Source organism: Streptomyces sp. WI03-4A (assembly GCF_033792105.1).
In the GTDB taxonomy this organism is placed as follows: domain Bacteria; phylum Actinomycetota; class Actinomycetes; order Streptomycetales; family Streptomycetaceae; genus Streptomyces; species Streptomyces collinus_A.
In genome coordinates, this window is record NZ_JARAUO010000013.1 from 66,526 (window position 1) to 86,374 (window position 19,849).

The following is a 19,849-nucleotide window of genomic DNA, read 5'->3' on the forward strand; positions in this document are numbered from 1 at the left end:
TGGTGCGCAGGATGATGCACATGTCCCCCGCGCAGCTACGACTCGTTCGTCGTCGGCATGTCGACTTTGGTCACGTCGCCAGCGCCGCCTGCTGTCGCGCGTAAGGCACACGGCTGACACCCAGCACGCGCCGCTCCGCTCCTTCTCTCTCCTCCCGGGAACCAAGCGCGCCCATCTCCGCCGCGCCGGCTTCCCGACGTACCTCTCGAAGGACGACCGCCATGACCACGGCACTTCCGGCCCAGGCCGCCACCCCGCACGGCTCGCCGCTCACCGACACACCCCGTCTCCGCCTCGTCGGGGACGCCCCACGGGCCGGCGGTGAGGGGCAGGACGCCACTCCGCTCGTCGCCTACCTCGTTCTCGTCCCCGAGGGCACCGACCCCGCCGAACTCTTCGCCAAGGACGTGGCCCCACCCGAGATCCGGGCGGTCTCCGCCCCCGCGGACCCGCGTCCCGTGCGAGAGACGGCGGGGCTGCGGGAGACGTCAGGCGACGGCATCCGCATCGACCACGCACGCCACGTCGCGGAACTGGACGGGCGCGAACTCGACCTCACCTACCTGGAGTTCGGGCTACTGGCGCATCTCGTCGCGCATCCGCACCAGACGCACAGCCGTGAGCAGTTGATGGTCGGCATCTGGGGCTACGACCACATCGGCGACGGCCGCACCGTCGACGTCCACGTGGCCCGGCTGCGCCGCAAGCTGGGTGCCGCGCACCGGCAGCGGATCGTCACCGTGCGGCGCGTGGGTTACAAGTACGTGCCCGCCCAGCAGCACAACGCTGCCTCCACACACTGCCGTTGACCCTGAGGAGACCTCCGCCATGGGCCTTGCCACCGCGCCGTCCGACACCCTTTCGGAGCCCGACCGGACCGGGCCCGGCCGCGCGCACTGGCTGCGCGTGGCCCGCGAGACCGCGGACGACCTGGCCACGGACGCGGTGGCCCGGGAACAGGCCGGCAAGACCCCGTTCGACGAGGTGTCCCGGCTGCGCGAGGCGGGACTGCTGACGCTCCTCGTGCCGGCGGGGTCGGGGGGAGGCGGCGCCGACTGGCCCACGGCCTACGCGGTCGTCCGGGAGATCGCCGCGGCCGACGGCGCGATCGGTCAACTGCTGGGCTCCCACTGCTTCTTGTCGTGGAGCGCCCGGTTCTTCACCGAGCCCTCCCGCGCGGCCCGCCTCGAACGCCGGTACGCGGCGGAGCAGTGGTGCTGGGGCGGCGGTCTGGCCCGTCAGGAGAGTCCGCTGACGCTGACCAGGAGCCGCGGCGGCCAGGTGCTCGACGGACGGCAGAGCTACGCCACCGGAGTCCTGGTCGCCGACCGCCTCGCCGTGTGTGCGGTACGGGCCGACACCGGAGAGCCCCTTGCCGTCGTCGTCGACCCCGCCCACCCCGGTGTCCGCATCGAGGCCGACACCGACACCTTCGGGCAACGCCTGTCGGCCGGCGGGAGCGTGGAGTTCGACTCCGTGCCGGTCGCCGCCGACGACGTGCTCGGCCCGCTCTCCGCGGACGAGGACTTCCTCTCGCCGCTGGCCGCCCTGGCCTCGCCGGTGGGCCGCCTCCTCTCCGTCCAGCTGCGCCTGGGCATGGCGGAGGGGGTGCTCGCCGAGGCGCGGGAGTACAGCAGGGTGGGCCGCTCCCCCTGGCAGCCCCCGGGGTCGGCCGAATCTCCCCAGGACGCGCAGACGCTGGCCGTCTTCGGGGAACTGACCGTCCTCACCCGCTCCGCGTCCGCGCTCACCGACCAGGCGTTGCAAGCCGTGCACGCAGCGCTGACACGTGCCGACGACCTCACCTACGACGAGTACGCGGAGGTCTCCGTCCTCGTCGCCATGGCCGAAGCCGCCTCCTCCCGGGCCGCCCAGGAGTCCACCGCCCGCGCCCTCGACATCGTCGGCGCCCGCTCCACGTCCTCACGCCTGGGCTTCGACCGCTTCTGGCGCAACGCCAGGACCCACACCCTGTACGAGCCCGTCGCCCACCGGCTCCGCGATGTCGGGGACTACTTCCTGAACGGCACGCATCCGCCGTTCGTCCTGCCCGGCTGACGTGCCGGGCGAACGCCCCACGGGGTGAGCCCAGACTCCCTCGTCCCAGAAAATGAGATGCGCTCGTCCGCCATACGAACACCCTCTTGGGCTGGGCGCCGGCTTCTGCCACGATCCCTATCAGCCAGGTAGGAAAGCTAGGGATCACGGGGGTGGGCGAGTCATGAGGTCACTCGGCCGTACGCTCCTCCTTCTGCTCCCCCGGCTGACCTCGCGTCGCCACATCGACCTCGGCCGCACGTCGAGTGCCATCTGTCGGTCCGTCTGAGCCGTCCGCTCACCCCATCGGCACCGACACGAACCGCTGCACTCCCTGCCCGTACCGCGACTTCGGCGGACGGGCGGGTCACCGCCGGCCGAGAGCACCGCGCGCATGCACCGCCCGCGGACTCGAGGCACGTCACGGCTGTGACCGAGCGCGGTGCCCGCTCCCCACGCCCCGCCCCGCCCGTCGGCCCGGAACCGTGTTCCGTCCGCCGCGGGTCGGCGGCTGCCGCGCCGGTGCCCCCTCCCCCACGCCCGCTCCGCCGTGCCCGTCTCATCGATCGTCCATCCCCTGAGAGGACCCCTCCGTGTCTACCGCGAGACCGTTCACCACCCTGCGCACCATCGCCGTCATAGCGACCCTGCCCGTTCTGCTGACCGCCTGCGGGTACGGTTCGGACTCCACCGACGACGGCAAGAAGACCGCGGTCGCGGCAGGCGCGAAGAAGCTCTCGGCCGACGAGGTCAAGATCGGCTACTTCCCCAACCTCACGCACGCCACCGCTCTCGTCGGCGTTCAGGAAGGTCTGTTCCAGAAGGAACTCGGCGGCACCACGATCAAGACCTCCACCTTCAACGCCGGCCCCTCCGAGATCGAGGCGCTCAACGCCGGGTCCATCGACATCGGCTGGATCGGCCCCTCCCCCGCCATCAACGGCTACACGAAGTCCCAGGGGAAGAACCTGCGGATCATCGGCGGTTCGGCCTCCGGCGGGGTGAAGCTGGTCGTCGACCCGAAGAAGATCAAGTCCCTGAAGGACGTCAAGGGCAAGAAGATCGCGACGCCCCAGCTCGGCAACACCCAGGACGTCGCGTTCCTCAACTGGGTGGCCCAGCAGGGCTGGAAGGTCGACGCGCTGAGCGGCAAGGGTGACGTCTCCGTCGTCCGCACCGACAACAAGATCACGCCGGACGCCTACAAGTCCGGCTCCATCGACGGCGCCTGGGTGCCCGAGCCGACCGCCTCCAAGCTGGTCGCCGAGGGCGCGAAGGTCCTGCTCGACGAGTCGACGCTGTGGCCCGACAAGAAGTTCGTGATCACGAACATCATCGTGTCGCAGAAGTTCCTGAAGGCTCACCCGGACGTCGTCGAGGCCGTGCTGCGCGGCTCGGTGAAGACGAACGAGTGGATCAACGCCAACCCCGACAAGGCGAAGGCGTCCGCCAACGCGGCGCTGAAGGACCTGTCGGGCAAGGCGCTGCCCGCCGACGTCCTCGACCCGGCCTGGAAGTCCATCGGCTTCATCGACGACCCGCTGGCCTCGACCCTCCACACCGAGGCCCAGCACGCGGTGACGGCCGGTCTGCTGGACAAGCCCGACCTGAAGGGCATCTACGACCTCACCCTGCTCGACAAGGTCCTCAAGGCCGAGGGCAAGGACGAGGTCGACGACGCCGGACTGGGCACCCGGTAGGCGCACCGCGTCCCCTCCCCGCGCCCTCGCGGGGAGGGGACGTCTCCGTCGTCGGCCCCCTGCGGGCCGGTGTCACCGGGTCCTGCGCTGCCGCCTGATCGGCTCCCCCACCCGGTGCAGGTGCGTCAGCGCCTCGCGGTAGGAGCGGAGCAGCCCCGTCTCGTGGTACGGCACGCCGGCCTCGGCGCAGTACTGCCGCACGACGACCTGGGCACGGCGCAGATGGGGTGTCGGCATGCTCGGGAACAGGTGGTGCTCGATCTGGTAGTTGAGGCCGCCCAGCATCACATCGGTGAGCGGGCCGCCGCGCACGTTGCGGGAGGTCAGCACCTGGCGGCGCAGGAAGTCGGGCCGCTCGTCACCGGTGAAGGTGGGCATGCCCTTGTGGTTCGGGGCGAAGGTGCAGCCGAGATAGACACCGAACAGGCACTGGTTGACCGCGAGGAACGCCAGCGCCCTGCCCGGCGAGAGGACGAGGAAGAGGGCGGACAGCAGGCCCGCGATGTGCAGCAGGAGCAGGGTGCCCTCCAGGGCCCGCTTCTTCATGTACGGCGAGCGCAGCGCCCGCAGGCTCGACACGTGCAGGTTGAAGCCCTCTAGCGTCAGCAACGGGAAGAACAGCAACGCCTGATGGCCGCCGATCAGCCGTGCCACGCCACGGCTGGCACGCGCCTGCTCGGTGGACCACACCAGGATGTCCGGGGCGACGTCGGGGTCGAGGTCCTCGTGGTTGGGGTTGGCGTGGTGGCGCGTGTGCTTGTTCATCCACCAGCCGTAGCTCATACCGACGCCCAGGTTCCCGAACAGCCGGCCCATGACCTCGCTCGGCCCGCGCCGCCGGAAGACCTGCCGGTGGGCCAGGTCGTGCGCCAGCAGGGCGACCTGCCCGAACACGAACGCCAGGAAGGCCGCCACGGCCAGCTGCCCCCAGCTGTCGCCCAGGGCGAAGAAGGCGCCCCACCCTGCCGCGTACAGCGCGACCACCAGGCCGATGCGTGCCGCGTAGTAGCCGGGACGCCGATGCAACAGGCCGGCCGCGGCTATCCGTTGGGAGAGCCGCGCGAAGTCGCTGCCGCCGTCGGCACGGGGCCTTTCGGCGAGGGCGGCAGCGGACTGGGGCGTCACGGAGACACCGGGGGAAGTCGTCATGCGGAGAGTCTGCTGTCGGCCCCACGCCCGGCAGAAGCCTGCCAGCCACCCACCGCGCGCGAGGTTCTCCCCCCGCTCACAGGGGGGTTATCCCCCGTGCGGGCGCCCGGGCGCGGTCCGCGTCCGGCCGCCTCAGCAGCCCGCTCGGTAGCGGACGCACCCGGCGGGCGGGGCGTGGTGCTCGTTCCACTCCTGGTGCGAGGCCGTGAGCACTCCGCCTGCCAGCAGGGCGACCAACAGGTGGACGACCACGGTCCAGCGCGCGCGGAAGAGGGCCGCGAGGACCGCGAGGACGACGACCGCGACCAGCATCGTCCGTACCCGCCCCATGTGCGCGAGGTCGGCCGCGTCGATCCGGGCCCTGTCGCCCTGCGCCGCCCACACCTCGAGGCCGGCGCCGTAGATCCAGTCCAGGGCGAGCCACGCGGTCTCCAGCAGGAACAGCGGGACCGCGAAGGCGAGGTCCACGCCCAGGGGGGTCCTGCGCGACCAGGGGCGCCGGCGAACCGGGTCCGCCGAGAGGGTGTCCGTCATGGGTACAGGATGCTGCGGCCCGCAGGGGCACGCATGAGCATCCGTACTCAAGGCGACCTGGTCGCACGGCGGTTGCCGGACGGCGTGCTCACTCGCAGGCGGCGAGGTGGTCGGGGTGACCGTGTTGGCCGAGGTACCCCTCGCCGACCGTGGCGGCGGCCCCCGCGGGCAGCGTGTAGCACAGTCCGGTCGCGCCGTCCTGGTAGACGACCATGACGGAGACCGCGTCGGCGCAGTTGTTGGCGGCATCGGTGTACCGCCAGCTCTGGTACATGGCGACGCAGGCGGGGGCCGGCTCGGGGTTCCCGGACCCCGCGAAGGCCGGCTCCGCCAGGGCGAACGGCAGAGTCAAAGACATGACCAGACTCGCCATCCGGATGGACCCTCTCACCCTGTTATGCACTGACTCGACTCCCTGACTCTTGAAGAAGCAGGCTCGTACAGCCCGCTGTGTGTTCAGGTGTTGAAGGAATCAGGAGGCCGGAGCAGACGCAACACAGGCGGTACAGCTTCAGACATCTGGGTGGTTGCACGGCTCGGACAGCCGCCGCCCTGCGGCGACACCTCCGGCCCGTGTCCCTGCCACACCCGACCTTTCAACCTTTTCAACGCCGCCCGGCGCGCGCACCGTGTTCCTCCAGGCAGCGCGCTTCACGGCCGACCGGACCACTGGGCCCCTGCAAGCAGCGTGCGGCCGGGATGCCTCGGCGTTCGGCCGGAAGAGGCTCGCGTCGCGGTACACGGTCCGGTAACGATCTCTCGATGCCCGTCACACCCGTACATGGAACATACATACGATCCAGCTCATGAACAGAGCTGTGAAGATCGGCCTCGCCGGTACGTGCACCGCGCTGCTCGTCGTCGGGGGAATCGGTACGTACAACCTCGTCCACGGCCTCACCTCAGGATCGGCGGGTGACCGCCCGCCGAGAGCCGAAGGCACGTTGGACGCGGCAACGTTGTCCGACTCACCGCCGTCGAACGCCGAAGCGGTCAAGCTGACCCGCGCGTTCCTGGACAGCTGGTCGCGCCGGCATCTCGACGGTGCGGCGAGCGACACGGACCAGCCGGACACCGCGACGCAGGCCCTGCGGGGGTACGCGAGCGGACTGCACCTCAAGAAGCTGACGTTCGGTCATGTGAGCTCCACCGGCCCCTCCGAAGTCACCCACGGCGCCACCAAGGTCGATTTCGAGGTCACCGCGCACGTCGCGGGTGGCACCTGGACCTACCCGAGCGCGGTGGCGGTGCTGAAGGGCGCGGACGGCACGCTGGCGGTCCACTGGAACAACTCGGTGCTGTACCCCGGACTGGGCGAGGGCCAGTCGCTGACCGCGGGCAAGCTGCCGGTCGGCGCGGGCACGGCGAAGGTGGTCGCGCGCGACGGGAAGACGAAGCTGTCCTCTTTCCCGTCGCTCCGGGAGATCGCGACGACCATAGGCCAGAACGCGCATGCCACCGGCGGCAGTTCGAGCCGGGGCGTGGGCGTGGTCGACGGTGACGGCACCGTGGTGGAGAGGCTCAAGGTCTTCGCCAAGGGGCGGGCGCCGGTCGTCAGGACGACCATCGACGCCGGTATGCAGGCCGTGGCCGAGAAGGCGGTGAAGGACGCCCACCTCCAGGGCAAGCCGGCCGGCACGGTGGCGCTCGACTGGCGCAACGGTCACATCCTGGCGATCGCACACACGGGCGACGACGGGAACATCGCCATCAACGGCATCAAGTCGCCCGGCTCGACGATGAAGATCGTCACCGCGGCAGCCCTCTTCGACCGTGCGGGCATGACGGCGGGCAGCCCTGCACCGTGCACCGACTCGGTGGTGGCCAACAGCCAGGTGTTCCACAACGACCCGGGTGTGCGGGTCAACACCTCCGCCTCCCTCGCCCAGGCGTTCGCCGTGTCGTGCAACACCTCCTTCATCAAGGCAGGGTTCCACCACCTGGTGCACGACGGTGACGCCTCCGCCCTGCACGACGAGGCGGTGAACGTCTTCGGCATGGGCAGCTGGTCCATCGGCGGCGGGGTCGCCACGACCGATCCGAGCATCCCGGCGGACGTCGAGGGCGGTGACCAGGCGGCCCAGTTCATCGGCCAGGGCAAGGTCACGGCCACTCCCCTGTTCATGGCGTCCGTGGCGGCGACCGTGCGCAACGGCGGCTTCGAGCAGCCGGTCATCCTTCCCGGGCAGCACCAGGCCACCGCCCCACGGCCCATCTCCCCGCGAACCGCCGGTTACCTGCAGTCGATGATGCGTGGCGTCGCCACGAGCGGTACCGCGGCCCCCCGCCTGGGCGGCCTCGTGGGCGTCGGGGCCAAGACGGGCACCGCCGAAGAGGGGGACCACACCAACGGCTGGCTGACCGCCTACGACTCCCGTGTCTCGGTCGCGGCTCTCGTCGAGGGCGGCCGTTCCGGTGTGGACTCGGCCGGCTACGTCGTACGGCAACTGCTGTCGGGGGGCTGAGTCCGGCACCGGTACCGGCCGGTCATCGCCCCGTCGAGGACGAGCGACGGGGCGCGCGGCCGACGGGCTCACTCCGGGAGCCGGTCGGCCACGTCCCTCCCGTCGGGCCTGTACTCCTCCAGCACTCGGTGGAGTTCGCCGTACACGGCGTCTGGTACAGCGATTCCCTGCACCAGGTTCAGCACGTGTTCCGCCACGAGGTGGGCGTCGACGTGCAGACGACGGGCCACGTCCGTCAGGACGAGGCCCGCCTCCCCGATCGGCAGGCGCCCCAGCACGGCCAGCGCGCCTTCCGCCATGTTGATCGTGCCCCGTGCGGCGAGGGCGCGACGGAGCCGGGCGTGCTCCGACCGTTCCAGCTCGTCCGTGACGGGGCCGGTGGCCGAAGAGAGCTTCACGAAGCGGGGCTCCGGTGTGGACGAGCGCATAGGACCGCCTCGTAGAAGGGAAGAGGAGGCGCCCCTACCCCCCTTCGGCGGACCTACGCCGGCAGCGGGAAAGAGGACATGCGTGCGACGGGCGTCCGAGCCCGGGACCTGCTGTCAGGCCGGGGGCTCGGGGGTGGCCTCGGTGAGTTCGGGTTCGAGTCCCTGGCTCACCGGGGTACGGCCGCGCCCGGTGTCCGCGCGCCATGCCTCGAAGGGCCAGGCGGTGAGCGCGACGACGGTGAGGCCGAGCAGCCAGCCGCCGAGGACGTCGCTGAACCAGTGCACGCCGAGGGCGACCCTGGTGAAGCCGACCCCGACGACGGAGAGCACGGCGACGCACCAGCAGGCGATCCGCCAGGCCCGCGGCAGCAGGGGTGCCAGCACCAGCATGAGGATGGCGAAGGACGTGGTCGCCGTCATCGCGTGACCGGACGGGAAGGAGTAGCCGGGGGCGTGGGCCACGGGGTCGGGCAGCGCGGGCCTGGCCCGCTCCACCACGGCCTTGGTCAGCAGCCCGACGAGCCCTCCGGTCACCGCGGTCACCGCCGCCCAGGCGGCGAGGCGCCAGGCCCGGCGGTACAGCAGCCACGCGGTCAGCACCGCGACGGCCGCGCGCAACGTCACGGGGTCCCAGATCCGGTCGGACAACAGGTGCAGGACGGCCGTCCACTCGTGGTGGCTCAGGGCGAAGACGTGCAGGCGCCGCGCGGCGGAGGCGTCCAGGCGCGACAGTGGCGGCCATCCGCTCTCGACCAGGATCAGGAGCAGCGCGAAGCCGACCACGGCGACGGCGGCGAGTGCCGCGGCGGCCAGCAGCCGCGTCCCGTACCTGCGGTCGGCCTGCCGGCGGCGTTCACGCGCGCGCCGCCGGGTCGTTCGGTCGAGCATTCAGACTCCCGGATCGGCTTGGATCGGGCCCGGACGGCGACCGCGCGCCGCTTCCAGCTGTGCGGCGAACGCGAGCCCGAGGAAGAGGGCGATGGACGTCAGGTAGGCCCACAGCAGCAGGGACATGAAAGCGCTCAGTGGCCCGTAGATGGTGTCGAAGGAGCCGCTGAGGTCCAGATAGAGGCTGAGCAGCCAGGTCAGTGTCATCCACAGCACCAGGTAGACGGCCGCGCCGAAGGCCAGCCAGGTGTAGCCGGGCTGGATGCGGCGCGGTGAGCGGCGGAAGACGACACTCGCGGAGAGCAGCGCGAGCAGCAGCCCGAACGGCCAGCGCAGGAGGTCCCAGGCCGTGCGGGCGCTGCCGTCGAGGTGGTAGACGGTCACGGCGGCGGACGCGAGGTCGTCGCCGGCGATCATGACGACGAATCCGAGGCCGAGCGGGAGGCCCGCGCTGACGGACATCAGCAGTCCGCGCAGGTACTTGGGGAGGAAGGGGCGGTCGCGTTCGTTGCCGTAGATCCGGTTGGCGCCCCGCTCGATCTGGCACATGGCGGTGGTGACGTTGACCAGCGAGAAGGCGGCGCCGAGCCAGAGGGCCACGGCGGCACCGTCACCCGCGGTGCGCCGGCCGCGGTCGAGGGCGTCGTCGACGACGTCGGCGCTGGGGCCCTGGGCGATCCGGTGGATCGTCAGTTCGGCCAGTCGGCCGACGCTCTCGGTGTGCAGGCTGGTCGACAGGCCGACAAAGGCGATGGCCAGGGGTATGACGGCCAGTACGGTCTGCAGGGCGAGGGCCCGGGAGTGGCTGAAGCCGTCGGCGTACCGGAAGCGGACGAAGGCGTCGCGCAGCAGGGACCAGCCGCCGTAGCGGCGCAGCGCCGCCCACGCCTCGTCGCCGGACAGTTCCTCGCCGGTCATGTCGCGCGTCTCAGGGACGGTCGTGGCGGTGCCCATTCACTTCTCCCGGGTCGGCAGCAGCATGGTCAGCGCTCCCGGCCTGACCTCGGCGGTGAGTCGCCGGCCCGCGGTCACCGGGTCGCCGTCCAGTTCGCGGGGCTGGGGGGCGTCGAAGGTGATCTCGGCGCGCCGGAAGGTGAAGAACTCCACGGGTGCACCGCCCTCGTGGCCCGCGTCGTCCTGCCGCTCGCCGGCGGTGGGGGCGGACGGCGGTGGTGACGCCGTCGTGCCGGGGCGCAGCAGCGTCCGCAGGGCGGCGAGCCAGCCGCCGATGCCGCGCGGGTCCAGGATGAGCAGGTCGAGGCGGCCGTCGTCGGGCTCCGCGCTCGGCAGCAGGGTCAGGCCGCCCTGGACGGTGCCGATGTTGCCGACCAGGACCATGCGGGCCGTGCGGCGCAGGACGGGTGCGCCGTCCAGCCGGACGCTCAGTGCGGTGCGCGGGGTGCGCAGCACCTGGAGGACGGCGATGGCGTAGGCGGGCCAGCCGAGCAGGGACTTGGTCCGGTCGTTGGCGTTGGCCCGCTGCACCATCGCGGCGTCGAGACCGGCACCGGACATGGCGGCGAAGTGGGTGGGGCGCAGGCCGTCGCCCTCGATGTGGCCGAGGTCGACGCGGTGGGGGGTGCCGCGCAGCGCGGCGTCGAGGGCGTCGGCCGGGGCGAGGGGCAGGCCGAGGTTGCGGGCGAGGAGGTTGCCGGTCCCACAAGGGACCAGGGCGAGCGGGACGTCGCTGCCCGCGAGGGCGTCGGCTGCCGCGCGGACCGTGCCGTCGCCGCCGCAGACGACCACGAGGGCCGCGCCGTCGCGGGCCGCGCCGGCCGCCTGGCCGCCTCCCGGGTCGTCGGCGGTCGTCTCCATGAACACCGGTGCGTGGTGGCCGTGGTGCTCCAGGACCCGGCGCAGGGCGTCGCGGTCGGTGCGGCCGGTGACCGTGGGGTTGAGGATCACGGCGGTGTGGCCGGGCGTCCGCTCCGGCCGGCCTGTCGCGTGCGCCGGTGCGGGGACGGGGGCGGCGAGGCGGGCGGTCACTCGGCCGTCCATGAGCAGGGCGCGGCCGACGATCAGCAGCGACAGGCTTCCGTTGACGAGGCCGCCCACCACGTCGGTGGGGTGGTGCATGCCGCGGTAGAGCCGGGCGACGGCGACCAGCAGGGGCAGGGCGCAGAGCAGGCAGCCCACGACGGCCCGCCACGGTCCGCGCAGCCTGGACAGCGCCAGCACCGCGAGGCCGCCGTAGAGCGCGGTGGCCGCGCCGGTGTGACCGGAGGTGTAACTCGACGTGGGCAGCGAGCCGTCGAGCCGGTGCACGTGAGGGCGGTGCCGGTCGACCGCCACCGTGATGACGAGGAAGACCAGGGACTGCAGGGACACCGCGAGGGCGAGGAACGCGGCCTGCCGCCACCTGGGCAGCCGCGGTACGAGGAGCAGGCACAGGCAGCTCACCAGGGTGACCGCGATCACCGTCAGGGTGTTGCCCGCCTCGGACGCGATCGAGGACAGGGTGGTCAGGGTGCCGGTGCGCAGCCGCACGAAGGACTCGTTCACCCTGTCCTCGGCCGTCAGCGGCCACAGGGTGCGGGCCGGGCCGGTGATCAGCAGTCCGAGGCCGACCATGAGGGCCGCCTGACAGACGGTCAGTGCGGCGATCCGCCCGGCGGACCGGCCGAGCCCGCGCGGCAGCGCCGGCCGGCTGGGCTCTATGGCCGCCACGGCCGCCCCCGTGTCTCTTTCACCCGGTAGCCCGGCGGGTCTCCCCGGCACAGCAGTCGACATGGCCCACCCCTCTGGTTCAGTGCTTGCGACGAGACGCATCGGGGCTGTTCCTCCCCGGTGCATCGCCGTATGCCCGCTGTGCCGAAGAGCAGACGGCGCGCACCCGGCCGATCCGCGGCGAGCGCGCGGGCGGGGTTGTGCCGCGGGTCACGGTCGGTGCGGCGCCGGGAGTGAGACGTCGGGCACCGGGCATCCGCTCCCTGGGCTCGTCGCCGGCCTCCTGCGAAGGCCCGCGACCACTCCGTACCCCTTGCATTGGCACACCTGGAGACACGCGTGATCCTCGACGGCATACCGGCACCCGCGGCTCGCAGTACCGAGCGCGATGCGGAGGCACGCAAACAGCGTCTTCGCCGTCGTCTCGAACGGCTGATCGGCGTGGCCGCCACGGAGGGCAACGAGCTGGTGCCCCTGCACAACGGCGACGAGATCTTCCCCGCGATGCTCGGTGCGATCCGCTCGGCCGAGCACACGATCGACATGATGACGTTCGTGTACTGGCGCGGTCAGATCGCCCGGGACTTCGCCGCCGCGCTCGCCGACCGCGCCCGTGCCGGGGTCCGGGTGCGGCTGCTGCTCGACGGTTTCGGCGCCAAGGAGATCGAGCGGGACCTGCTGGACCTCATGGACGACGCCGGTGTGCAGGTGGCCTGGTTCCGCAAGCCCGTCTGGCTGTCACCGTTCAAGCAGAACCACCGCTGCCACCGCAAGGCGCTCATCGTGGACGAGCGGACCGCGTACACCGGCGGGGTCGGCATCGCCGAGGAATGGTGCGGTGATGCCCGCAATCCCGGCGAATGGCGCGACACCCATGTCCAGGTGCGCGGTCCGGCCGTGGACGGCATCGCCGCCGCGTTCGCGCAGAACTGGGCGGAGTGCCACCACGAGCTCTTCGACGACCGCGACCGGTTCGTCGAGCACGAGCAGGCCGGTTCGGCCGTCGTCCAGGTCGTCCGGGGCTCGGCCAGCATCGGCTGGCAGGACATGCAGACCCTCATCCGGGTCATGCTCGACTCCGCCGAGGAGCGGTTCCGCCTGGCCACCGCCTACTTCGCGCCCGACACCTACTTCGTCGACCTGCTGTGCCGTACCGCCCGCCGCGGTGTACGCGTGGAGATCCTGCTGCCCGGCCCGCACACCGACCAGCGTGCCTGCCAGCTGGCCGGCCAGAACCACTACACGCGGCTGCTGGAGGCGGGTGTGCGCATCCGTCAGTACCAGCCGACGATGATGCACGCCAAGATCATCACGGTGGACTCGGTCGCCTCGCTGATCGGATCCACCAACTTCAACCGCCGGTCCATGGAGCACGACGAGGAGGTCATGCTCGCCGTCCTGGACGAGACGTTCACCGCCACGCTCGACCGCGACTACGACGCGGACCTGGAGCACAGCGTGGACATCGACCTCGGCCGCTGGAGAAGACGGGCGTTCGTCCAGCGCGTCAGGGAGGCCGCCGTCACCCCGATCCGGCGCTTCCTCTGAGCCGGTCCGCTCACGCGGGGCGCGAGAGCTGTTCACGCACCCGGGCGGGATCGGGGTCGGTGTGCGGCAGGGTCGCGCCAGATGTCGACCCGGTGCAACTGCCGGGCGCTGCGGCCCAGCCGCATGCGCAGCCGCAGACAGCAGGTGCAGCCCGGCCGCCAGTAGACCCCCGGCCTGCCGTCGACAGCGCCGCGCTCCCGCGCCTCCAGCGCACCGACCGACCTGAGGAAGGCTACTCGCCCAACCGACTGTGACCCGGATCGTGTTGTGCGGGTTCGTGAACCGGGGCAAACGGACTCAAGGCAGTGCTGTGCCGTCCGAGGCGTGTGCGAGGAGGGACCTCGTGATGGGGTGTGATGATCAGGAGCGGGAGATCGCCGCTCTGCGGGCGCAGGCCGAGCAGTTGAAGCGGGCGCTCGGGAAGAACGCCGTCGTCGATCAGGCGATCGGGGTGGTGATCACCTATGGCGGCGTGGACGCCGAGACGGGCCGGGAGGTCCTGGCGGAGGTCTCGCGGCAGACGGGCACCGCGCCGGCGCAGGTGGCGGAGCACCTGGTGCGGTGGCCGCGCCGCACGTGGCTGCCGGCCACGCTCCACCAGGTGCTGGACGCGGCGCTGGAGCGCGCCAGGTCCGCTTCCCCAGCGGACACCCGGAACCGGCCGAGGCCCGCTTCGGCTCCCTGAGGGAACAGGGTGTCGTCAGGCCCCCTGCCCGTTCGGGGGTCCAGGCCCAGCGACGCGCGCTGCCGGGAGCGGCAGCATGGGCGTAGTCGGTCAGCGGCCGACGAGGAACCACGACACGGGCACGGACGACCACCCGGGGGGACCCCATGAACGAAACCGTCGCCAGGCACCTGACCGGCATCGCGGGCATCGCCACCGCGGCCGCTCTCATCGTCGAAGTACCCCTGTACTTCGTCTACTCCGGGCCGCCGCCGGACTGGAACGTCTTGGCCCGGCTCCTGATCGGCATCTTCGCGCTGGCGTTCCTGATCGTGTTCGTGACGGCGTTCCGCGAACTCGTCAGGGCGGCGGACCCCGCCCACGAATGGGTCGGCACGACGGCCTTCGCCGCCGGGCTGGTCTACACGACGGTCACCCTCGTCTCCAGCGGGCTCGAGGCGGGTGCGGTCATCGCCGCCGACCACCCCGTCGACCCGACCGTCACGGTCAGCGGCACGTACATCCTCTACGGCTCGATCGGCCGTCTCATGCTGGCGCTCTTCCTGAGCGCCGTGGGTTACGGCATCTCCCGCGCGCACCTGCTGCCCCGCTGGACCGGCCGTTCCGCGTTCGTCCTCGCCGGGGTCAACCTGCTGTTCGTACCGTCCCTGTTCTTCGGCAACACCCCCGCGCACTTCTACGCGGCGAACGGCTGGGGCAGCACCGCCTTGATGGGCGCGATCCTCAGCTACTGGCTGCTCGCCCTCGGCATCAGCATCTGCCGCAGCGCCGCACGGGGCGTGCCCGCCGGCTCACCTGCCCCACGGCACTGACGCCGCCCGCGCCTCGGGGATCGAGGACGTGTTTCGGACAGGGCCGCGCCCGCCACCGGTTGGCGGGCGCGGCCCGCCGCGCGGGGACGGCATCGCGCGCCTCCACCGAGGCCGCACCACCCGTGACGGCAGGAGTCCGCCGGCCCCGTGCCGGGCAGGCTGGGAGGCGAAGGAAGAACAGGAACAAGCCGACCGAAGTCCCCGACTCCTGTGCCTGTAGGCGCCACGGGACCGCTCCGATAACATGTTCGATCTCGCGTTGATTACAGTCCTCGCGTGGCTTTTATTCCACCCATGTCGAACAAATCGGCCCAACAATTGATATCTAGAGCGTCGCGATTGATTTCGCGCATTAACGACAGAGCTGAGTGGGCCGCATGGCGTGAACGGCGAACCCTCCTGTGGGCCGCGGCCGGTGTGGCCGCTCTCGGCGTCCTCACCGTTCTGGAGCTGTTCGCACGGCGTTACGGCGAACCGGGACCGATCACCACCCAGGTGGACGGGCTGATATTCGCCCCGAAACCGGGGCCGCTGTACGGCGGCCTGGCGCTGATGATGGTGGTGCTCACCTGGCGGCAACGGTTCATCGCCGCCGGCGTCGCCGTCGGCATCGACGTCACCCTCCTCGCGGTGCGGTGGGCTCTCGACGCCAGGATGGACGACGACCACTACTTCGGCACCGGCGCCCTGTGGGTGATGCTCGGCTGCGCGTTCATCGCCGTGACCCGCCGCTCCGGCGCCGAACGCGTCCTGCTGCTCAAGGGCGTCGGCCTCGGCATGCTGCTGGTGGCCGCCCGCAAGACCGGCGACACCTGGCTGCTCATCACCGCGAAGTCCCGGCCGACGGTGCTCGACCAGTACGTTGCGACCGCCGACCAGGCGCTCGGCAACCCGTCGTGGCTGGTGGGCCGGATCGTCAGGGCCACCGGCCCGGTCGGCACCCATCTCCTGGACCTGGTCTACGCACAGCTCGCGGTGGCCGCGATCGTCGTCGCGCTCTACCAGTTGCGCAACGTGGCGGCGGAACGCCGGTTCCCGCGCCACCATCTGGTGCGCACCTTCCTGCTGATCGGACTCCTCGGCCCCGGCATCTACATGCTCTTCCCGATGGTCGGACCGGTCTTCGCCTACGGCCCGGGTGCCTCCGGAACCGGGGGCGTGCACTGGGCGGTGGCCGATCTCTGGCCGGACACCCCGCCGCCGATCGACACCCCGCGCCCGATGCTCTACGACGGGATCACCCCGCGCAACTGCATGCCCAGCCTGCACACCGCCTGGGCGACCGCGATCTTCATCCACTCCCGCAAGGGCCCCCGACTCCTGCGGTTCGCGGGCACGTTCTGGCTCGTCGCCACCCTCACCGCGACGCTGGGATTCGGCTACCACTACGGTGCGGATCTGGTCGCCGGCGTGGTGTTCGCGCTCATGATCGAAACAGCCCTGCGCTCGCACGAGCGCGGCTGGGACCGGACCGGAGTCCGGCTGGTCCTCTATTCGGCCGCGGTCTTCGCCGCACTCCTGATGTCGTACCGTTACCTGCCGTTGGAAATGGCCAGAATTCCCTGGCTGTTCGGGCCGCTTCTCATTCTGGCGATGGCATCGGTGATCTACGGCTACGTCCGCACCACCAGACTGTGGGAACCCGCCACCGCGCCGACGCCGCTACCGGAGCCGCAACCCGAGCCCGTGTGAGTGCGGCACCGACAAGATTCCCGGGCCGACCCTGGAGCATGTCGTCACACCCCGGTCCCGGTTCGACCGGACAGGATGGAGACCTGACCGGCCCTGCGCACGAAGGAACTCCATGGCTCTCCGCGAGATCAAGCCCGGCAACCGAGGCTTCCTCTACGTCAACGCCCACCCCGCCGGCTGCGCCGCCGTCGTCGACGAGCTGTGGCAGCGCACCCCCGCACCCGCCGCCGCGGCCGACCCGGACGGACCGGTCGCCCTGGTCATCGGCTCCAGCGCCGGTTACGGCCTCGCCGCCACCGTCGCCGCGCTGCGCACCTACGGGATGCGCGGACTCGGCATCGCCTTCGAGGCCCCCGAGACCGAGCGCCGCACCGCCTCCGCCGGCTGGTACCGCACGGCCCGCACCGCGGCGCTCGCCGGACCGGACAGCGACTTCGCCTTCCTCAACACCGACGCCTTCTCCACCGCGGCCAAGGAGCAGGCCCTCGACCATCTCGCCGCCCGGTACGGCAAAATCGACTTCCTCGTCTACAGCGTCGCCGCGCCCCGCCGCACCGACCCCGTCACCGGCGAGATCCACCACTCGGTGATCAAGCCCCTGGGTTCCGCCTACCGCGCCAAGACGCTGCAGTTCGACGGCGACGACGCGCTCGTCGGCGCCCTGGAACTCGAGCCCGCCACCGAGGTGGAGTGCGACGCGACCGTGCGGGTCATGGGCGGCGCCGACTGGAAGCTGTGGATCGACGCCCTCGCGGACCGCGGCCTCGTCCGGCAGGGCTTCCACACCGTGGCGCTCTCCTACGTCGGCTCCGAGCTGACCGCACCGATCTACCGGGCGGGCACCATCGGCGCGGCCAAGCAGCACCTGGAGGACACCGCGCGCCGCCTCCAGCGGGACCTCGCCCCGCTCGGCGGACAGGCGCACACCGTGGTCGCCGGCGCGGCCGTCACCCAGGCGTCTACGGCCATCCCGTCCATCGCCCTGTACACCACGCTGCTCCGCGCCGTCCTCGGCGACGACTTCCAGAGCACCGACCAGCAGGCCGCCGCCCTGTGGCGGCAGCTCACCGGCGCGGCGCCGCTCGAGCTCGACGAGGAGCAGCGGATCCGCCTCGACGGCTGGGAGATGGACGAGAAGGTCCAGGCCGCCGTCCACGAGCGCTGGACCGCCGCGACCACCGGCACCCTGGCCGAACTGGCGGACACCGACTGGTTCAGGGCCGAGGTCGGCCGGCTCTACGGCTGGCACGTCGACGGGACCGACTACGACTCCCCCGCCCAGACCACCGTTTCCTGGCCGGCGGGCGGCTGAGCCGGCACGGTGCCGTCCGCACCGCGCGCCTCGTTGGGGGGCGCGGTGCGCGGACGCGGCAGGGGACCGGACGGGGGAACCGGGGCACGCCCGTCGGGGCGGGTGGGTCGCGGTCGGGTAGTCATCCCGCACAAACCCTGCTTGCGCTCCGAATCCTCGGGTAGGCCGATGGATTATGGGCTTGTACCCGCACCACCGGCTCTTACTGAAAGTGACGCGCTCGTGACTCTTCCCGGCGGCGCAGACGACCGTGCTGAGGGTTCGGGTGAGAATCCGACCGTCGACGCGTACGCGATCGCTGATGCCGTGGAACGTCTCGCGACCCTGTGGTCCGTGGCCGCTCAGGAGGCGGCCCTGCGGTTGTCCCTCCACCAACTGCGGGCGCTCAGGGCCCTCGAAGCGACACCGGAGCTGAACCTCACAGGGCTGGCGGAACGCCTCGACATAGGGCTTCCCACCGCCAGCCGCCTGTGCGACCGGCTGGAGGCGGCGGGGATGCTGGAACGGGTGCTGCACACGCGCGACCGCCGTGAGGTTCTGCTGACGCTCACGCCTCAGGGACGGCACGTGCTGGCCGACGTGGCCGGCAGACGGGCCCAGGCCCTGGCCGGGGTGCTGAGGGAGATGGAGCCCGGGGACCGTTCGGCGCTGATCCGTGGCATGAGGGCCTTCCTCAGCGCGCCGGACGAGAGGCCCTAGGCCGTGTCGGTGGGCGGGACTCCGCGGACACGGTCTAGGTTGCGCGGCCCTCGCGCCCGGTCCAGTCGAGGCAGACGACCGCGGCGTCCGAACCGAGCCCCTCTTCGCCGACGTGTTCCATCAGTCCCGCGACGACCGAGCGCGCCGCCTCGTGGGGCGAGCTCTGGCGGGTCGCGCCCATGATCTGCCGCAGGACGCCCTCACCGAACACCTCTCCGGTCGCCGACCGGGTGCCGTGCACGCCCGTGCTGATGACGACCAGGCGGTCGCCCGCCTCGACCTGGAAGGTCTGCTCCTCGTACTGGGTCTCCTCGAACATGCCGAGCGGCAGCTGGGCCTCCAGCTCGACGCGTTCGATCGCGGCACCGCGCTGACGGTAGATCTGCGGGGATCCGGCGTCCACGGCCACGACGGTGCCCGTGGCGAGGTCGAAGCGCAGCAGCAGCGTTGAGGCGTACCTCTTGCCCCCGTACTGGGCGAAGACGGCCTGGTCGGCGAGGCACGCCTGGTCCGCGAGGCCGATGCCGGCGCGGCGGGCGTTGCGCAGCGCGCCGACGGCGAGGCTGGTGAGCAGGGAGGCCTCGATGCCCTGGCCCATGCCGTCGGTGACCGTGAGGATGAGGTGGTCGGCACTGGTGGACCAGTCGAAGTTGTCGCCGCCGATGGCGTACGCGGGCTCCAGGTGGGCGCCGAGGACGTACTCGTCCCGGGCGCACCCCCGGCCCGGCAACAGCTGCCACTGCATCTCCGCGGCGAGGGTGAGGCGGCGGGTGCGGCGGGCCATGAGGTACAGGTCGGTGTCCCGGCCCGCGGTGACGACTTCGTGGCCCAGCGCGGAGGCGAACTCGCCGAGCCGGAGCACGGTGCGCGGGTCGGCCGAGGTGGTCGGCACCCGGACGGAGAGCACACCGAGCCGGTCGCCGCGGACGGACATGGGCAGGTGGACCTGCTGTGTGTCGGGGTCGGCGGTGACTTCCACCACCGGTGCCTGGGTGGTGAAGGCGGTTCCGGCGGGGCCGTCGTGCGCGGACACCGGATCGCCGGTGTGCGGCAGGCGGGTGACGGGTTGCAGGACCGTCAGGCCGTAGTCGGCGAGGAGGATCGTCGCCTCCCGGACGCCGAAGCGTTCCGTGAGCAGACGGGCGGCGGCGTCCACCAGGGCGTGCGGCGGGACCGCGCGCAGCTGGGCTTCCGCGGACGGGACCTGATCCGAGGCGTTCACGGCGTCTGCAC

19 protein-coding genes and 1 pseudogene are annotated in these 19,849 nt (G+C 71.7%); 11 read left to right on the forward strand and 9 right to left on the reverse strand.

The window, feature by feature from the left end; genetic code table 11:
* Positions 1 to 221: 221 nt before the first annotated feature.
* The 4 genes from PV343_RS16205 to PV343_RS16215 all read left to right on the forward strand — a co-directional run bounded on the left by PV343_RS16205 (position 222) and on the right by PV343_RS16215 (position 3,737).
* The gene (locus PV343_RS16205) at positions 222 to 809 is read left to right on the forward strand and encodes a winged helix-turn-helix domain-containing protein (RefSeq protein WP_319147608.1); all 588 of its coding nucleotides are present in this window, start codon (positions 222 to 224) and stop codon (positions 807 to 809) included.
* A 19-nt stretch (positions 810 to 828) separates the two neighbouring features.
* Positions 829 to 2,058 carry an acyl-CoA dehydrogenase family protein gene (locus PV343_RS16210; protein WP_319147609.1) on the forward strand — a complete coding sequence of 410 codons (1,230 nt, stop codon included), beginning with the start codon at positions 829 to 831 and terminating at the stop codon, positions 2,056 to 2,058.
* 163 nt (positions 2,059 to 2,221) lie between these two features.
* Positions 2,222 to 2,326 carry a putative leader peptide gene (locus PV343_RS40415; protein ID WP_388241620.1) on the forward strand — a complete coding sequence of 35 codons (105 nt, stop codon included), beginning with the start codon at positions 2,222 to 2,224 and terminating at the stop codon, positions 2,324 to 2,326.
* A gap of 304 nt (positions 2,327 to 2,630) precedes the next feature.
* Positions 2,631 to 3,737 (forward strand): aliphatic sulfonate ABC transporter substrate-binding protein, encoded by a 1,107-nt coding sequence (locus tag PV343_RS16215; protein ID WP_319147610.1) that lies wholly within the window; start codon positions 2,631 to 2,633, stop codon positions 3,735 to 3,737.
* Between the two features lie 72 nt (positions 3,738 to 3,809).
* Here the strand turns inward: PV343_RS16215 and PV343_RS16220 are convergent, their stop codons facing one another.
* The 3 genes from PV343_RS16220 to PV343_RS16230 form a co-directional block, all read right to left on the reverse strand.
* Positions 3,810 to 4,886, reverse strand: coding sequence for a fatty acid desaturase family protein (locus tag PV343_RS16220; protein ID WP_319147611.1), 1,077 nt, complete (start codon positions 4,884 to 4,886; stop codon positions 3,810 to 3,812).
* Between the two features lie 132 nt (positions 4,887 to 5,018).
* Positions 5,019 to 5,420, reverse strand: a complete 402-nt coding sequence (locus PV343_RS16225) for a DUF6234 family protein (RefSeq protein ID WP_319147612.1) — start codon at positions 5,418 to 5,420, stop codon at positions 5,019 to 5,021.
* Between the two features lie 88 nt (positions 5,421 to 5,508).
* A complete protein-coding gene (locus tag PV343_RS16230) occupies positions 5,509 to 5,778 on the reverse strand; it encodes an alpha-amylase (RefSeq protein ID WP_319147613.1) in 270 nt (89 codons plus the stop codon).
* 448 nt (positions 5,779 to 6,226) lie between these two features.
* Between PV343_RS16230 and PV343_RS16235 the strand changes: the two genes are divergently transcribed.
* Positions 6,227 to 7,885: a penicillin-binding transpeptidase domain-containing protein gene (locus tag PV343_RS16235; RefSeq protein ID WP_319147614.1), complete on the forward strand. Its 1,659-nt coding sequence runs from the start codon at positions 6,227 to 6,229 to the stop codon at positions 7,883 to 7,885.
* A 68-nt stretch (positions 7,886 to 7,953) separates the two neighbouring features.
* Here PV343_RS16235 and PV343_RS16240 read toward each other — a convergent pair whose 3' ends face one another.
* From PV343_RS16240 to PV343_RS16255, 4 genes are all read right to left on the reverse strand, one after another.
* Entirely contained in the window at positions 7,954 to 8,283 is a 330-nt protein-coding gene (locus PV343_RS16240) for an ANTAR domain-containing protein (protein WP_319147615.1), read from the reverse strand.
* Between the two features lie 144 nt (positions 8,284 to 8,427).
* Positions 8,428 to 9,201 carry a phosphatase PAP2 family protein gene (locus tag PV343_RS16245; protein ID WP_319147616.1) on the reverse strand — a complete coding sequence of 258 codons (774 nt, stop codon included), beginning with the start codon at positions 9,199 to 9,201 and terminating at the stop codon, positions 8,428 to 8,430.
* Complete coding sequence (locus tag PV343_RS16250) at positions 9,202 to 10,155, reverse strand: YihY/virulence factor BrkB family protein (protein ID WP_319147617.1); 954 nt, start codon at positions 10,153 to 10,155, stop codon at positions 9,202 to 9,204.
* On the reverse strand, positions 10,156 to 11,931 hold the full coding sequence (locus tag PV343_RS16255; RefSeq protein WP_319147618.1) for a diacylglycerol kinase family protein: 1,776 nt from the start codon (positions 11,929 to 11,931) through the stop codon (positions 10,156 to 10,158).
* A gap of 276 nt (positions 11,932 to 12,207) precedes the next feature.
* Here PV343_RS16255 and PV343_RS16260 point away from each other — a divergent pair, with 276 nt between their 5' ends.
* On the forward strand, positions 12,208 to 13,416 hold the full coding sequence (locus tag PV343_RS16260) for a phospholipase D-like domain-containing protein (protein ID WP_319147619.1): 1,209 nt from the start codon (positions 12,208 to 12,210) through the stop codon (positions 13,414 to 13,416).
* Between the two features lie 10 nt (positions 13,417 to 13,426).
* Here PV343_RS16260 and PV343_RS16265 read toward each other — a convergent pair.
* Positions 13,427 to 13,652: pseudogene (locus PV343_RS16265) on the reverse strand (hypothetical protein); the annotation flags it as partial.
* A gap of 110 nt (positions 13,653 to 13,762) precedes the next feature.
* Here PV343_RS16265 and PV343_RS16270 point away from each other — a divergent pair.
* The 5 genes from PV343_RS16270 (at position 13,763) to PV343_RS16290 (ending at position 18,616) form a co-directional block, all read left to right on the forward strand.
* Complete coding sequence (locus PV343_RS16270) at positions 13,763 to 14,101, forward strand: ANTAR domain-containing protein (protein ID WP_319147620.1); 339 nt, start codon at positions 13,763 to 13,765, stop codon at positions 14,099 to 14,101.
* Positions 14,102 to 14,247: 146 nt separating this feature from the next.
* Positions 14,248 to 14,913 (forward strand): hypothetical protein, encoded by a 666-nt coding sequence (locus PV343_RS16275; RefSeq protein ID WP_319147621.1) that lies wholly within the window; start codon positions 14,248 to 14,250, stop codon positions 14,911 to 14,913.
* 294 nt (positions 14,914 to 15,207) lie between these two features.
* On the forward strand, positions 15,208 to 16,605 hold the full coding sequence (locus PV343_RS16280) for a phosphatase PAP2 family protein (RefSeq protein WP_415923495.1): 1,398 nt from the start codon (positions 15,208 to 15,210) through the stop codon (positions 16,603 to 16,605).
* Positions 16,606 to 16,717: 112 nt separating this feature from the next.
* Positions 16,718 to 17,917 carry an enoyl-[acyl-carrier-protein] reductase FabV gene (gene fabV / locus PV343_RS16285; RefSeq protein ID WP_319147622.1) on the forward strand — a complete coding sequence of 400 codons (1,200 nt, stop codon included), beginning with the start codon at positions 16,718 to 16,720 and terminating at the stop codon, positions 17,915 to 17,917.
* A gap of 168 nt (positions 17,918 to 18,085) precedes the next feature.
* Complete coding sequence (locus PV343_RS16290) at positions 18,086 to 18,616, forward strand: MarR family winged helix-turn-helix transcriptional regulator (protein WP_319147623.1); 531 nt, start codon at positions 18,086 to 18,088, stop codon at positions 18,614 to 18,616.
* A gap of 34 nt (positions 18,617 to 18,650) precedes the next feature.
* Here PV343_RS16290 and PV343_RS16295 read toward each other — a convergent pair whose 3' ends face one another.
* Entirely contained in the window at positions 18,651 to 19,838 is a 1,188-nt protein-coding gene (locus PV343_RS16295; protein WP_319147624.1) for a PP2C family protein-serine/threonine phosphatase, read from the reverse strand.
* Positions 19,839 to 19,849: the final 11 nt, after the last annotated feature.

Bases quoted from the DNA above. Each gene is read 5' to 3' on its own strand.
- PV343_RS16280 (WP_415923495.1), top strand. From the start codon at position 15,208: ATGTCGAACAAATCGGCCCAACAATTGATATCTAGAGCGTCGCGATTG.
- PV343_RS16220 (WP_319147611.1), bottom strand. From the start codon at position 4,886: ATGACGACTTCCCCCGGTGTCTCCGTGACGCCCCAGTCCGCTGCCGCC.
- PV343_RS16255 (WP_319147618.1), bottom strand. From the start codon at position 11,931: ATGTCGACTGCTGTGCCGGGGAGACCCGCCGGGCTACCGGGTGAAAGA.
- PV343_RS16225 (WP_319147612.1), bottom strand. From the start codon at position 5,420: ATGACGGACACCCTCTCGGCGGACCCGGTTCGCCGGCGCCCCTGGTCG.
- PV343_RS16245 (WP_319147616.1), bottom strand. From the start codon at position 9,201: ATGCTCGACCGAACGACCCGGCGGCGCGCGCGTGAACGCCGCCGGCAG.
- fabV (WP_319147622.1), top strand. From the start codon at position 16,718: ATGGCTCTCCGCGAGATCAAGCCCGGCAACCGAGGCTTCCTCTACGTC.
- PV343_RS16270 (WP_319147620.1), top strand. From the start codon at position 13,763: ATGGGGTGTGATGATCAGGAGCGGGAGATCGCCGCTCTGCGGGCGCAG.
- PV343_RS16235 (WP_319147614.1), top strand. From the start codon at position 6,227: ATGAACAGAGCTGTGAAGATCGGCCTCGCCGGTACGTGCACCGCGCTG.
- PV343_RS16250 (WP_319147617.1), bottom strand. From the start codon at position 10,155: ATGGGCACCGCCACGACCGTCCCTGAGACGCGCGACATGACCGGCGAG.
- PV343_RS16210 (WP_319147609.1), top strand. From the start codon at position 829: ATGGGCCTTGCCACCGCGCCGTCCGACACCCTTTCGGAGCCCGACCGG.
- PV343_RS40415 (WP_388241620.1), top strand. From the start codon at position 2,222: ATGAGGTCACTCGGCCGTACGCTCCTCCTTCTGCTCCCCCGGCTGACC.
- PV343_RS16275 (WP_319147621.1), top strand. From the start codon at position 14,248: ATGAACGAAACCGTCGCCAGGCACCTGACCGGCATCGCGGGCATCGCC.
- PV343_RS16205 (WP_319147608.1), top strand. From the start codon at position 222: ATGACCACGGCACTTCCGGCCCAGGCCGCCACCCCGCACGGCTCGCCG.
- PV343_RS16290 (WP_319147623.1), top strand. From the start codon at position 18,086: ATGGATTATGGGCTTGTACCCGCACCACCGGCTCTTACTGAAAGTGAC.
- PV343_RS16230 (WP_319147613.1), bottom strand. From the start codon at position 5,778: ATGTCTTTGACTCTGCCGTTCGCCCTGGCGGAGCCGGCCTTCGCGGGG.